General features: G+C 53.3%; 14 protein-coding genes. 6 read left to right on the top strand and 8 right to left on the bottom strand.

Annotated elements, in window-relative coordinates:
- The 3 genes from E0F26_RS04190 to tyrS all read right to left on the bottom strand — a co-directional run bounded on the left by E0F26_RS04190 (position 1) and on the right by tyrS (position 2,960).
- Complete coding sequence (locus tag E0F26_RS04190; protein WP_279242796.1) at positions 1-318, bottom strand: hypothetical protein; 318 nt, start codon at positions 316-318, stop codon at positions 1-3.
- 312 nt (positions 319-630) lie between these two features.
- Positions 631-1,647 (bottom strand): beta-N-acetylhexosaminidase, encoded by a 1,017-nt coding sequence (nagZ, locus tag E0F26_RS04185; protein WP_279242795.1) that lies wholly within the window; start codon positions 1,645-1,647, stop codon positions 631-633.
- 26 nt (positions 1,648-1,673) lie between these two features.
- On the bottom strand, positions 1,674-2,960 hold the full coding sequence (gene tyrS / locus E0F26_RS04180; protein WP_279242794.1) for a tyrosine--tRNA ligase: 1,287 nt from the start codon (positions 2,958-2,960) through the stop codon (positions 1,674-1,676).
- Positions 2,961-3,189: 229 nt separating this feature from the next.
- Between tyrS and E0F26_RS04175 the strand changes: the two genes are divergently transcribed.
- Both E0F26_RS04175 and E0F26_RS04170 read left to right on the top strand, forming a co-directional pair.
- The gene (locus E0F26_RS04175) at positions 3,190-4,494 is read left to right on the top strand and encodes a peptidoglycan DD-metalloendopeptidase family protein (protein ID WP_279242793.1); all 1,305 of its coding nucleotides are present in this window, start codon (positions 3,190-3,192) and stop codon (positions 4,492-4,494) included.
- Positions 4,491-5,585 (top strand): anhydro-N-acetylmuramic acid kinase, encoded by a 1,095-nt coding sequence (locus tag E0F26_RS04170; RefSeq protein WP_279242792.1) that lies wholly within the window; start codon positions 4,491-4,493, stop codon positions 5,583-5,585. Before E0F26_RS04175 ends, E0F26_RS04170 begins: the two co-directional genes overlap by 4 nt.
- Before the next feature lie 137 nt (positions 5,586-5,722).
- Here the strand turns inward: E0F26_RS04170 and erpA are convergent, their stop codons facing one another.
- From erpA to argC, 4 genes are read right to left on the bottom strand one after another with little or no spacing between them, the layout of a single operon-like run.
- Positions 5,723-6,076 (bottom strand): iron-sulfur cluster insertion protein ErpA, encoded by a 354-nt coding sequence (gene erpA, locus E0F26_RS04165; protein ID WP_279242791.1) that lies wholly within the window; start codon positions 6,074-6,076, stop codon positions 5,723-5,725.
- A 13-nt stretch (positions 6,077-6,089) separates the two neighbouring features.
- Complete coding sequence (locus E0F26_RS04160) at positions 6,090-6,515, bottom strand: bactofilin family protein (protein ID WP_279242790.1); 426 nt, start codon at positions 6,513-6,515, stop codon at positions 6,090-6,092.
- Positions 6,516-6,565: 50 nt separating this feature from the next.
- Positions 6,566-7,276, bottom strand: coding sequence for a DUF6776 family protein (locus E0F26_RS04155; protein WP_279242789.1), 711 nt, complete (start codon positions 7,274-7,276; stop codon positions 6,566-6,568).
- Between the two features lie 3 nt (positions 7,277-7,279).
- Positions 7,280-8,308, bottom strand: coding sequence for an N-acetyl-gamma-glutamyl-phosphate reductase (gene argC, locus E0F26_RS04150; RefSeq protein ID WP_279242788.1), 1,029 nt, complete (start codon positions 8,306-8,308; stop codon positions 7,280-7,282).
- Positions 8,309-8,380: 72 nt separating this feature from the next.
- Between argC and E0F26_RS04145 the strand changes: the two genes are divergently transcribed.
- Genes E0F26_RS04145 through E0F26_RS04130 form a run of 4 tightly spaced genes read left to right on the top strand, consistent with a single transcriptional unit; the run spans position 8,381 to position 11,868 of the window.
- Positions 8,381-8,800, top strand: coding sequence for a CopD family protein (locus E0F26_RS04145; RefSeq protein ID WP_279242787.1), 420 nt, complete (start codon positions 8,381-8,383; stop codon positions 8,798-8,800).
- Positions 8,801-8,856: 56 nt separating this feature from the next.
- Positions 8,857-10,137: a glutamate-1-semialdehyde 2,1-aminomutase gene (gene hemL, locus E0F26_RS04140; RefSeq protein ID WP_279242786.1), complete on the top strand. Its 1,281-nt coding sequence runs from the start codon at positions 8,857-8,859 to the stop codon at positions 10,135-10,137.
- 10 nt (positions 10,138-10,147) lie between these two features.
- Positions 10,148-11,155, top strand: a complete 1,008-nt coding sequence (gene hemB, locus E0F26_RS04135; RefSeq protein ID WP_279242785.1) for a porphobilinogen synthase — start codon at positions 10,148-10,150, stop codon at positions 11,153-11,155.
- On the top strand, positions 11,152-11,868 hold the full coding sequence (locus E0F26_RS04130) for a delta-aminolevulinic acid dehydratase (RefSeq protein ID WP_279242784.1): 717 nt from the start codon (positions 11,152-11,154) through the stop codon (positions 11,866-11,868). Before hemB ends, E0F26_RS04130 begins: the two co-directional genes overlap by 4 nt.
- A gap of 64 nt (positions 11,869-11,932) precedes the next feature.
- Here E0F26_RS04130 and E0F26_RS04125 read toward each other — a convergent pair whose 3' ends face one another.
- On the bottom strand, positions 11,933-12,544 hold the full coding sequence (locus tag E0F26_RS04125; protein WP_279242783.1) for an NUDIX hydrolase: 612 nt from the start codon (positions 12,542-12,544) through the stop codon (positions 11,933-11,935).
- Between the last annotated feature and the right edge of the window lie 111 nt (positions 12,545-12,655).

The raw sequence follows: 12,655 nt of genomic DNA, 5'->3' as shown, positions 1-12,655 counted from the left end.
TTATTCCTCACAAGGTTCCGCTCGCCAACCACTGACAGCAATGTCAGCACACGCGTTGCAAGCTGAAGGGTACGTGGTAATGAGGCCTGATGCCATGACGGCACAAACAGGCTCGTAACGCATTGTGCAAATTTTCGGTCTTGGATCTTCACACATTTTTGTTCTTTCGGGCGCCGCTTTGGGCTCTGGGCGCGTAGCGCTCTGCGAGCCACCGACTTCCTCGAGCAACTGACAGCCAGAGATCATCAAGAACAAAATGCCGGCACCGAGGCCGCGCACTTTAAGCCATTGGGAATTAGTACTTGAGGAATGTCTCATCGTTCTACTCTCTTGCGACCGGCGCTCTTTTCTGACCGGCACTCTTTTTTTGCCCGTCACTGTCTTTAAAGGCGCGCTTGCGACTGACGCGCTATAACCCACTGAAGGCTTGGGACCGATGCGCTTCACCCCTCAAAGCAACAGGTGCTCTTAAGCGCGATCTGAAGCGTATCGCCTCCATCAAAAACCGCAAGGCCTTGCACTGACAAGTCTAGACGATTGCGCTGGGCGATCCACCTGAGGGGAGGCGGCAAGTCATCCGCTATCGGTCGAGGTTTAGGTTTAGGTTTAGGTTTAGGTTTAGGTTTAGGTTTAGGTCGCCAACAGTGCGTCGCGCTGCGCAAGTAATGCCCGCTGACGGTCTTTTATTGCAACACAGGAGGCCGCGGCCATTAGACCTCTCTCAGCGCGCTCGATCCGCGCGATGGTTTTTGGTCCTGGCGCCGCCATTTTTCCAGCAATATCGACCATGTCGGCCATTTTTGCCCAGCAATTTAGAACGACATCGCAACCCGCCTGCTGCGCTTCAAGGGCCAAGCTGCCAATCTCTCCGGAGAGCGCCTTCATATCGAGGTCATCACTCATGAGTAACCCGTCGAACCCGATTTGGTTACGAATAATCTCATTGATAACGCTAGAGGACAGTGTGGCGCATCGCTCGCTATCCCAAGCCTCGTAGATCACGTGCGCGGTCATGGCCATTGATGCATCGGCGAGTGCCCTAAAGGGCGTCAAATCATTCTCAAGTTCGCTTCGCGTAGCCGCGACGCGAGGCAACTCAAGGTGCGAGTCAGCCGCTGCCCGCCCATGGCCGGGAATATGCTTGATCACAGGTCCTATGCCACCGTCCAAAAGACCCTCGAGGCAGGCTCTCCCCAATAGAGAGACACGATGCGGACTGCGCGAGAAGGCTCGATCACCAATGACGCTATGCGCACCATCAACAGGGACATCTAAAACAGGTGCGCAGGTCGCGGTGATCCCCACCTCAGCAAGGTCGAGCGCCAGCGCCTCAAAGTTACAACGACATGCCTGTGCGCCAGCCACGGGATCACGCGAAAATAGTGCTTCAAAAACCGCCGCCGGTGGATAGCTCAACCACTGAGGGGGCTGCATCCTCGCCACGCGCCCGCCCTCCTGATCGATCAAAATAGGCAGTGCTGAACGCCCCGAAATGCTCCTAAGGTCATCAGTGAGTCGGCGTAGCTGTTCTCGATCTGCAACATTACGACCGAAGAGAATATAGCCCACAGGCGCCGCGTCTTTAAAAAAGGCGCGCTCAGAGGCCGTGACAGCTAAACCTTCAAGACCAAAAATAGCCGGTGTCATAAGCAGTCCTCAGCCTCATGGTGTGGCTATTTGGCAATAAACAGATGGACCTTCTTTTTGCCGAGACGGGTAATGAAGTAATGCCCGTGCAAGGCGGCATCGGCACCAAAGCACGCTCCGGGATTACCGTTGTCCTCGGACGAGATAGCGCGGCCATTAATCGACACCGCGGCGCGTCCTAAGGCATCTTTAACCTGCTTCCCGGAGTTCGCCATGCCTGCATCAGTCAAAAGTTGGGTAAGTGTCTCAGGGAGGGCATCTCGACTAATCTCACTGCTGGGCAGTCCATCGAGACTTAACTGAGCCAAATCGGACTCAGACAAGGCTGTGGCATCGCCACTAAACATGGCTTGAGTAATGCGCTCAGCGGCTTCTAAACCAGCCTCGCCATGAACCAGGACCGTGACCTCTTTGGCCAAAACGCGCTGCGCTTCGGGTCGACCTTCCCGTGCGGCGTCCTCGCGTTCAATCGCGTCAATGTCATCGACCGATAAGAACGTGAAGTACTTAAGGAATTTGTACACGTCGGCGTCAGCGGTGCCCAACCAGAATTGGTAAAAAGCGTAAGGCGAGGTCTTACTTGCATCCAACCAAATGGTGCCCGATTCCGTTTTACCAAACTTTGTCCCATCCGCCTTCGTAACCAATGGCATAGTGAGACCTTGGACCGACGCGCTGTTCATGCGACGAGTGAGATCGATACCACCTGTGATATTTCCCCACTGGTCTGAGCCGCCTATCTGCAACTCGCAACCGAACCGCTTGTTCAATTCTGCGAAATCAAACGACTGTAGGATCATATAAGTGAATTCGGTAAAACTAATGCCCGAGCCCTCGCGCTCGATCCGCTGCTTTACTGACTCCTTGGAAATCATGCTGTTAACAGAGAAGTGTTTACCCACATCCCTCAAAAACGTCAGAACATCGATCTCAGCTGTCCAATCGAGATTATTTGCCATGACCGCAGCGGCGTCGCCATCAAAACTTAAAAACTGCGACATCTGAGTCCGGAGTCGTTCTACCCATCCGGCAACAATATCGGGGGTATTTAGGGCACGTTCCTGAGCCTTAAAACTGGGGTCACCAATCAGTCCGGTTGCGCCACCGACCAGAGCAATCGGTGTGTGGCCCGCCAGCTGAAAACGACGTAGGGTCAAAAGCGGAACTAACGAGCCGATGTGCAAACTGTCGGCCGTTGGATCGAACCCACAATACAGTGTGCGGGGCCGCTCACTAAGCCATGCCTCAAAATGCTCGTCACTGGTGGTCTGAAAAACCAAGCCTCGTGCTTTCAGATCCTCAAAAAGCCCCATTAGATTACCTTTCGTTAAACGTTTTTTTCAAAATTTGGCACTGCGACCTGACATCGTGCCATCAACCTCAGCATGCGTAAAACACTCACCCTACTTGCACGCAACAGTGATGCTGAACGTAGCCATTGTCGGTTATGATACGGCTCAACGAATTGCCTTCAGTAGGACAAGGAACAACGCGTTGCATAGCAAGCCCAGAGGCGCCACTCGCCTTCAAACAGGTCAAATCGTGACAGCTAACAGGGGCAACGTCCTCTGGGGTGGCGTAAGTTTACTCGTCTTGATGTTCGTAGCACAGCTTTTCCTAGGGGGTGATACCACCGAAGATAACGTAGTGAAAAGCCCTAAAGCTGACCCGCTTGTTTTGGCAACAACCCAAGTGGCTTGGGATGCAGTAAGCGAGGGACAGATACTGGTACCGCGAGAGGCGCCACTAGAGTGGGTCGACGTAACGGTTAGAAATGGCGACAACCTCAGCCTACTATTTAACCGAGCTGGGTTTTCAGATCGCGATGTCTTTGATGTCACGACCAGCAAAGACGGCAAGGCGTTAAGAGAAATTTTTCCTGGCCAGCTTATTGGCTTTGCATCGGATGACGCCGAGCAATTACTGGCTGTACGACACATTGAATCCCCCCTAAAACAGACCGTTTACAAACGCGCAGACGGGCAATTTTCCTCTGAAGTCATTACCCGAGAAACCGAAACACGCGAACGATCCGTCGCCTTAACCATTTCAAGCTCGTTGTTTCTCGCCGGGGCACGCGCGGGTCTGTCTGATGGCGTTATTATGGAACTTGCCGCTATTTTGGGGGGCGTTATCGATTTTGCGCTCGATCCTCGCAGAGGCGATGAAATTATTATTTTGTTTGAGGAAAACTTCTTAGACGATGAGAAGTATTCAGACGGCAATATTCTCGCAGCCTCCTTCAATAACAACGGACGACTCGTCGAGGCCTTTCGTTTTATCGACAGCGATGGCGATGTGGGTTACTACGACCCGGAGGGCGTGAGTATGCGGAAAGCCTTTCTCAAGGCACCGCTGGACTTTACCCGTGTCAGTTCGAGCTTTAATCCAAACCGTTTGCACCCTATCTACAAAACCAAGCGTCCACATCGAGGCACAGACTACGCGGCTCCGAGAGGTACGCCAGTCTATGCCGCGGGAGACGGGCGGGTAATCGAAGCGGGATACAGTAGGGCCAATGGAAATTATATTTTCATTCAACACGGCGAGGCCTTCAAAACACACTACTTACATTTGAACAAGAAACGAGTCGCTAAAGGCAGTCGAGTAAAACAAGGTCAGGTGATCGGGACGGTGGGCTCTACCGGTGCCGCAACTGGGCCGCATTTACACTACGAGTTTTTGGTCAACGGCGTGCACCGCAACCCGCGTACTGTCCACAAGATATTACCGAAGGCGCGATCGCTCCCCGAAAGCGAGCTTGCTTCATTCCAAAAAGCCATACAGAAACCGGTACGACAACTCGCTGCCTTAAAGATCACCGCGTCAGAAGTAGGCGCCGAGTGAGGGGGGCCGATATTTTTATCGGCCTTATGTCGGGTACCAGTGCAGACGCGATCGACGCCGTAATGACGCGATTTAAGGGCGATGGCGCCATTGAGACCATCGCAAGTCACAGCAAAGCGATGCCTGAGGGGCTAAAAGCCCCTATTTTTGCGCTGCAAAGTGGCGCCTCCCGAGACATCTATGACGTCTGCAGGCTCGACGCTGAGCTTGCGCAACATTACGCCGCTTCGGTCGATTCCTTGATCGCCAAGACCTCCGTTGCGCGGACCGACATTGCCGCTATCGGCAATCATGGTCAAACGCTGCTTCATCGTCCCGATGACAACCCCGCATTTACCCTCCAGATCGGAGACAACCACCGTTTAGCCGAGCTTACTGGGATCACGGTGGTGGGGGACTTTAGGCGACGCGACATCGCTGCGGGTGGTCAAGCCGCGCCTCTAATTCCCGCCTTTCACAAGACACTGGTTGCGCCGAAGGAGTCTGCGGCCTTTCTCAATATTGGTGGCATTGCCAACATTAGCTGCATAAAGCAGGGGGAGGCGTCAGGTTTTGATACCGGCCCTGGCAACACGTTAATGGATGCGTGGATCCGTCGGCATAAGGGGCTCGACTTCGACCGCAGTGGTGCCTGGGCGAGAGCGGGCTCCCTCGATGAAAAGCTGCTTAAGGCTATGCTCGCGGACCCTTATTTTCACAGAGCTGCGCCCAAGAGCACGGGACAAGACCACTTTAATTTGGCGTGGCTGAGCGCCCTTTTAACGGACAGTCCAGCACCCGAAGACGTGCAGCGCACACTACTTGAGTTAACCGCTGTTACCGCAAGTACTGCATTACGGCAAAGTGGTAGTCAGTCTGTATTTACCTTCGGAGGGGGCAGACACAATGACTTTTTAATGGCGCGCATACAGGATCTTCTTGGTGGCCTATCTGTGTCACCGACCAGCAAACTAGGGGTTGATCCTGACTTTATGGAAGCCACCGCCTTTGCTTGGTTGGCTAAACAGTGCCTCGATGGAAAACCGGGTAACGACCCAGCAGTCACTGGCGCCCGCGGCGAACGTGTATTGGGTGTGGTATTCCCGGCATAGCGCCGAACTAACAACGGCCGACGTCGTGCCACGCTGGGCTACGACGCGGCATCGCAACCGACCTCGCGAGCGTTTAAAAAAAGACGTTTTTTAGATCAGTTGAGTGGGGGCTCTGGTTGAGCGCCCGCGTCGACCGATTAAATGGAGAAGGACGCACCGCAACCGCAGGTGGTAGTGGCGTTTGGGTTGTTCACCACGAACTTTGAGCCCTCGAGCCCCTCAACGTAATCAATTTCTGACCCCATTAAGTACTGATAACTCATTGCATCAATCAGTGCCGCAACGCCCTCGCGCTCGATAATCCAGTCGTCCTCGGCCGTGTTGTCATCAAACGTAAAGCCATATTGAAAGCCCGAGCACCCACCGCCTGTGATGTAAACTCGAAATCGCAATGATGGGTTCTCCTCTTCAGCAATCAACACTTGTAGCTTATTGACTGCATTATCGGATAACCGAATTTCGGTAGGGTCAAATCCCGCAACGACCGACATAAAGGCTCCAGACTTAGGCTTTTTCAGCCGATGAAGTTACCGTCACCGAGCTAATTGGCTCAACTTTGGCGGACGCCGTTGAGTGCTTGAGACTGCCGTCGATCTTACTGCCCATCGACATCTCGATAAGATTATAGAAAACATCGCCTGCCACAACAGCACCCTTTGTCAGCTCAAGATTTTCAGCGCTATAGATATTGCCCTTTACAGAGCCGCTGATAGAGGCTGAAGGCACGCGTATCTCACCTTCAACGGAGCCGCCCGCCACGACCCGCAAGAGTGCTGATGCGCCCGGCTCAGCACTAATAGAGCCGATGACTTTACCCTCAATATCGAGGTTGCCGGAGAAACTAATATCGCCTGTGACCGTGGTTCCCGAGGAAATCAAGGTTGTGTTGCCGCTTGCAGCATTAGGCATTTGCGATTGTTTATTTCTCATTTTCTAATCCCTTAAATTCATTTTCTTCTGTATCGAGCCTTCAGAGCTTTTTATCTATTACCGACCGAGCCACTTAATGCGTTCTCAGCTGAACGCTCTGCACGAGGTTCTTGCCATGCGAAAACTTGCTCGTGCGTTCGCTTTCTCGGCTTCGTCAATGTTATGGCAAAGCGCAACTCGGCGGGAATAAAACTCTCCGGCACCGTAATAATGCCAGATATCCGCTGAAAATATTTAAATCCGATCGTGTAAGTGGGCGTGGTCGAATAAGACGCATCCAATACGCGGCCCTGCGCGTCAATGAGCTCAACTCGCAATTCACCTTTGTAAGACTGTGTACCCGGTGCAAGCCGCTGAACCACCGCTCGATACTCGAGCTCCCTTGAATCGAATTTCCAACTCATATCAGGCTGGCGAACTTTTACGGAACTCACATCCTCGGACGAGGACATGATATCTCGGTAGAAAACAAGCTCTCGCTCTAACTCCCCGACCTTACTCTCCTTACTGGCAAGCTCTGTGCGCAGTCGCGTTACCGTCTCAGCATCGACTGAAAGGCGCGTCTCCAATTTCGATATGCGCGCTTTTAAGCCAGCCTCATCGAGCACCAACGGAACTCTGTCATCAAAGCCGCTTTGGTAACCACCGTAATACGTGACACCCATTACGAGTAACGCCGCGATCAACATCGCCACCCGGATGCGTCGCTGTCGGACAACATTGACGCGCGTTACAACCGTTTTTATCTCCGCTTGCGACATGACCTAGGGCATCACCGCCAGATTTTGAAGACCCAGGCTCTCCTCGAATCCAAACATAAGATTCATTGCCTGAATCGCTTGGCCTGAAGCTCCCTTCACGAGGTTATCAATCGCAACCGTGATCACTACCGTGTCTCCGGCGGGCTGGGTGACATCAATTTCGCAGCGATTGGTCCCAGCAACATGCCGAGTCTCTGGTTCGTACTGACCGTTCGTCAATACCACGAAGGGCTCATGTTGGTAGCACGTTTGGAAAATGCCGCGAAGATCGAGAGAAGCGTCCGTCAGCTTTGCAAACAAGGTCGCGTGTATACCCCTCACCATGGGCGCCAAATGGGGAACGAAGGTCAGCTTGACGTCAGACCCCGCCATCTTCGACAAACCCTGCTCCATCTCGGGTAGATGGCGATGACCCGAGACGCCATAAGATTTCATGGATTCAGTCGCCTCAGCGAGAAGAAGATTAATCTTCGCGCTACGACCCGCACCGCTGGTTCCGGATGCGCACGAGGCAATCAAACTCAACGGATCAATGACGCCCGCTTGCAGTAGCGGCATGAATCCGAGTTGAACCGCCGTGGGGTAGCAGCCGGGGCAGGCCACCAGCTGCGCAGACCTTATGGCTTCGCGATTTAACTCTGGCAGGCCGTAGACAGCCTGTTCAACGAGGCTTGGGGCGACATGCGCTACCCCATACCAGGTCTCCCAACTCGCGATATCCTCAAGGCGGAAATCAGCAGAGAGATCGATCACCTTTTTACCCTGCTCAATAAGTGCGGGGACCGTATTCATTGCCACCGCATGCGGCGTCGCGAAAAAGATGACATCACAGTCCTCAAAATGGACGTTTGCTGGATCCTCAAACGACAGATCGATACCGCCACGAAGACTCGGGAAAAGCCTGTCAACCCGCACTCCCGCTTCAGCACGAGAGGTCAGCCGCGTCACTTCAACCTCGGGATGCGCCAATAGCAAACGGATGAGTTCGACCCCGGCGTAACCCGTTGCTCCTACAATGCCAACTTTAATCATTTCAGGCCTAAGATCTGATATTGTGCTGCTAGTTTACTTGCTGTTCGATTCGAAACCAGCACGGAGTTACCAATGCTTTGGATTCAAGCGCTGCATGTGGTGTTTGTGGTGACCTGGTTTGCGGGACTTTTTTATCTTCCGCGGATTTTCGTCTACTACGCGCAAGCAGAGGATGACACAACAAAAACAACGCTCGCCATCATGGCGCGCAAGCTCTACCGATTTGTGACACCGCTTATGATGCTTGCGGTCGCACTCGGCCTGTGGAGATTGAGCTTTGCGCTCGATTACTACTTGAGTAGCCTTTGGATGCAGTTAAAGCTACTGGGAGTGGTGTGTCTCCTTGTTTATCATGTGCAATGCGGACGCTATGTAGCTCGGATTAACGGCGGAGACAACAGTAAAAGCCACGTGTTCTACCGTTTTTTTAACGAGGTACCCGTGCTGTTTTTATTTGCCATTGTGTTGCTGGTGTACATCAGGCCGGGCTGACAAGGAACGAACTAAAACCAACATAAAAACGACAAAAAGTCGGGGGACTATGGTCGATGACCAAATCAGAAGCGTTGTTTGAGCGCGCACAAACTCACATTCCAGGTGGCGTTAACTCGCCCGTTAGAGCGTTTAAAGCAGTCGGCGGAACCCCGCGCTTTATGGAGCGTTCCGACGGCGCCTATATCTTTGACGCGGACGGCAATAAATACATCGACTACGTGCTGTCCTGGGGCCCCATGATCATGGGGCACAACCACCCAAAAGTACGTGACGCGGTGGTACAGACTGCGCAGGACGGCCTCAGCTTTGGCTGCCCTACCGAAATCGAGATCGAGCTGGCAGAACGGCTTTGCAGCCTGGTACCCAGTCTCGAGCAGGTCCGAATGACGAGCTCGGGTACCGAGGCCACTATGAGCGCGATACGACTCGCGCGAGGTGCAACCGGCCGGGACAAAATCATCAAGTTTGAAGGCTGTTATCACGGACATTCGGATTCATTGCTGATAAAAGCGGGGTCCGGTGCCCTCACATTTGGTGTGCCCAGCTCACCGGGCGTGCCTGATGTACTCGCGCAACACACCGTTACACTTCCGTTCAACGATCTCGATGCACTAAAAACTGCCTTTGACGAACTCGGAGACGAAATCGCCTGCGTGATCACCGAACCCGTTACGGGAAATATGAACTGTATTTTGCCTGAGCCCGGGTACTTAGAGGGAATGCGCGAGCTCTGCACACAGCACGGTGCCATTCTCATATTCGATGAAGTCATGACCGGCTTTCGCTTTGGCACTCACTGCGCCCAAGGCCATTTAGGCATTGACCCTGACCTGACCTGCCTAGGCAAAGTCATCGGTGGCGGTATGCCTGTTGGCGCCTTTGGGGGCAAAAAAGAGATCATGGCGCATATCTCTCCACTGGGACCGGTCTATCAAGCGGGAACATTGTCGGGAAATCCAGTAGCCATGGCTTCGGGTCTCGCAACGCTCGATATCATTTCAGAGCCCGGCTTTTACGATGATCTATTTCGTCATACCACCGAGTTATGTGAAGGCATGCAGACGGTTGCAGATGAAGCAGGCATTCCGTTTACTACCAACCATCTGGGCAGCATGTTCGGATTCTTCTTCACCGAAGATAAAAAAGTGACGCAATACCCACAAGTCATTGGTGCGAACGTGGAGCGCTTCAATAAGTTCTTCCACCTCATGTTAAATGAGGGTGTGTATTTGGCGCCTGCCTCGTTTGAAGCAGGATTTATGTCCTCAGCGCACACCGATGGTGATATCGCGAATACCGTTGACGCCGCACGTCGGGCGTTCAAAGCGTTGTGAGGAGAGTCTTATGAGTACACCAAGAGGTCCATTTCCTTTCACTCGAATGCGACGACTACGCGCGACATCGTTTGCCCGCGCGCTGACGGCAGAGAATTCACTCACAGCGAGCGACTTTATTTACCCAATGTTCGTGCTTGAAGGCGAAGGTCAAAGAGAGGCTGTTCCTTCGATGCCAGGTGTTGAGCGTTTAAGTATCGACCTACTAACCGAGCGCGCACGAGAAGCTTTTGAGCTGGGTATTCCTGCAGTAGCCTTGTTTCCCGTTGTGGGTGAGGCCAAGAAGTCGCTCGATGCCGCTGAAGCCTACTCGCCTGACGGCTTGGTGCAACGAACAGTGAAGGCGCTTAAAACCGCACTCCCTGAACTCGGCGTGATTACCGATGTTGCACTCGACCCCTACACTACGCACGGCCAGGACGGCATCATCAACGACGAGGGATATGTCCTTAACGACATCACCAAAGACGCGCTGGTGAAACAGGCCGTAAGTCACGCCGAAGCCGGCGCAGATGTGGTGGCGCCGTCTGACATGATGGATGGACGCATCGGTGCAATCAGAGAAGCGCTTGAGTCTGCTGGGCACGTCAATACGCTTATCCTGTCTTATGCAGCCAAATACGCGTCGGTCTACTACGGGCCGTTTCGCGATGCAGTGGGCTCGGCTGGAAACCTAAAAGGCGGTGACAAAAAGACCTATCAAATGGATCCGGCCAATGGCGATGAGGCGATTCATGAAGTTGCGCTGGATTTACAGGAAGGCGCGGACATGGTGATGGTTAAGCCTGGCATGCCCTATCTCGATATTGTTAGCCGCGTGAAATCCGAGCTAAAAGTGCCAACATTTGCCTATCAGGTGTCTGGAGAGTACGCCATGCACCAAGCCGCCTTTGAGAGAGGTTGGCTATCGCGTGATGCAGTCATTTTAGAGAGCCTTCTCTCGTTCAAGCGCGCCGGTGCAGACGGCATCTTGACCTATTTTGCAGTCGATGCGGCCCGCTTGCTTGCAGAAAAATGAGCATCCTGCGCGCAGATAAATACTCGGTCTTTTGTCGGACTTTCAGCACGACCATTGCCCTGTTTATCTGCGCACTCACATCTACCCATGCCCGCGCCTGTGACTGCCTTTGGGAAGGCAGCTTTTCAGAAGTAGTGTCGGCGGCGGATTTGGTGGTACTGGGCAGTCCCAACGCCCCGAGGGGTAATGCGTTTGATGTCAAAATCGACGTCACACTCTTGGGTCCAGAATGGATTGAAACTCCACGCGTATGGCTCAAAACGGGGGCGTACTGCCGGCCTGAAGCCAGCGAGTTCTCATCAGATGAGCGTTACATCTTCGCGTTGAAAAAAATCACCGAAGTTCCTAGCGACGGCTTCAACCCCTCTACACCTAATGTTAGTTTCGGGCGGATTGGGGATTATGAGCTCTCTAGTTGTGGAGGCTACTGGTTGAGTGTCCAAGGGCTCCGCGCTTCAGGAAATCTTGTACCTGGGATGCCTCGCTACGCGCAAAACCCAAAAATGTCGCCGGTACACGTGGGTCACGTGATCGCCTTTTTGAAGGGGCGTGCGTCGGTTGAATCACTCGCTGAGGCGGCGCGTCTGAACCCTGAGCTAGAAGCACTTAAAAAGGATTCGCGGAGCTTTATCCGGGGATTTGGTGATGACTTTAGTGATGACCTTGGTGATGACCTTGGTGATGACCTTGGTGATGACAATGACGAGCCTTGAGGACTAAAAGCCCGATCTCAACCTCTCTTGCTGGCGCCCCTGAGCCGCGCCATTCCCACTCTCGCTAGGCCCGCTCCACGCTTGCGGCATCGCTCTGACGATTACCCACAATCTCTAACAATTCATCGATCATCATAAGTGACAGCCCCCAAATCAGGTGGCCGTTGTATGTAAATGCGTCGGACTCGAGAACCTCACCGCGCCAGTCCCATTGATGCCGACCGCGATTATCATCATCCAGTAAAAAGTGCAGGGGAATCCAAACGGTTGCAGCCACTTCATAGTTGAGCGTGAGTTCAGGGACAGACTCAACCTTAAAGACAAATGGGGCCACCAGCATTTCGGGTCGGTCGGCCCGCCAGCCCGTGTTGACATCCGATAGCTGACAAACAAAGCGCGCGTGACCCTCGAGATCAAAACCTATCTCTTCGAGGGTTTCTCGCTTAGCGCAGGCTTCGTCTGAGGCATCCGTGTCATCTTTTCTTCCGCCCGGAAAGCCCATGTGACCGGACCAGGGATCGCCCTCACGAACCGCACGCTGGATCATTAACATCTCCGGTCCTGTGTGCCCCTCACGTAAGCCAATAACAACCGCGGCCCGTTTCGCCGGCAGTGGCTTTGAAGGCGCTTTAACAAGCGCTAGTCGGTCTATGGATTCTTGAAAAGTTGGATACACATCAAATTCCTCGTGCTCGCAAGTGTACACAATCTAGTAATGGGAATATCCGTGCAATTGCCCCCCATTTACCTCGTTTTACCTCGATTACAATCGCGACAAGCGCGTGAA

It is taken from the genome of Candidatus Paraluminiphilus aquimaris, assembly GCF_026230195.1.
GTDB classification, from domain to species: Bacteria; Pseudomonadota; Gammaproteobacteria; order Pseudomonadales; family Halieaceae; genus Luminiphilus; species Luminiphilus aquimaris.
Note: the sequence above shows the minus strand (reverse complement) of the source record. Positions and strands in the feature narration are given on the sequence as shown.

Coding starts and splice junctions, on each gene's coding strand:
- argC (WP_279242788.1), bottom strand. CDS start 8,308: ATGATTAAAGTTGGCATTGTAGGAGCAACGGGTTACGCCGGGGTCGAA.
- E0F26_RS04190 (WP_279242796.1), bottom strand. CDS start 318: ATGAGACATTCCTCAAGTACTAATTCCCAATGGCTTAAAGTGCGCGGC.
- E0F26_RS04160 (WP_279242790.1), bottom strand. CDS start 6,515: ATGAGAAATAAACAATCGCAAATGCCTAATGCTGCAAGCGGCAACACA.
- tyrS (WP_279242794.1), bottom strand. CDS start 2,960: ATGGGGCTTTTTGAGGATCTGAAAGCACGAGGCTTGGTTTTTCAGACC.
- hemB (WP_279242785.1), top strand. CDS start 10,148: ATGAGTACACCAAGAGGTCCATTTCCTTTCACTCGAATGCGACGACTA.
- nagZ (WP_279242795.1), bottom strand. CDS start 1,647: ATGACACCGGCTATTTTTGGTCTTGAAGGTTTAGCTGTCACGGCCTCT.
- E0F26_RS04130 (WP_279242784.1), top strand. CDS start 11,152: ATGAGCATCCTGCGCGCAGATAAATACTCGGTCTTTTGTCGGACTTTC.
- E0F26_RS04145 (WP_279242787.1), top strand. CDS start 8,381: ATGCTTTGGATTCAAGCGCTGCATGTGGTGTTTGTGGTGACCTGGTTT.
- erpA (WP_279242791.1), bottom strand. CDS start 6,076: ATGTCGGTCGTTGCGGGATTTGACCCTACCGAAATTCGGTTATCCGAT.
- hemL (WP_279242786.1), top strand. CDS start 8,857: ATGACCAAATCAGAAGCGTTGTTTGAGCGCGCACAAACTCACATTCCA.
- E0F26_RS04155 (WP_279242789.1), bottom strand. CDS start 7,276: ATGTCGCAAGCGGAGATAAAAACGGTTGTAACGCGCGTCAATGTTGTC.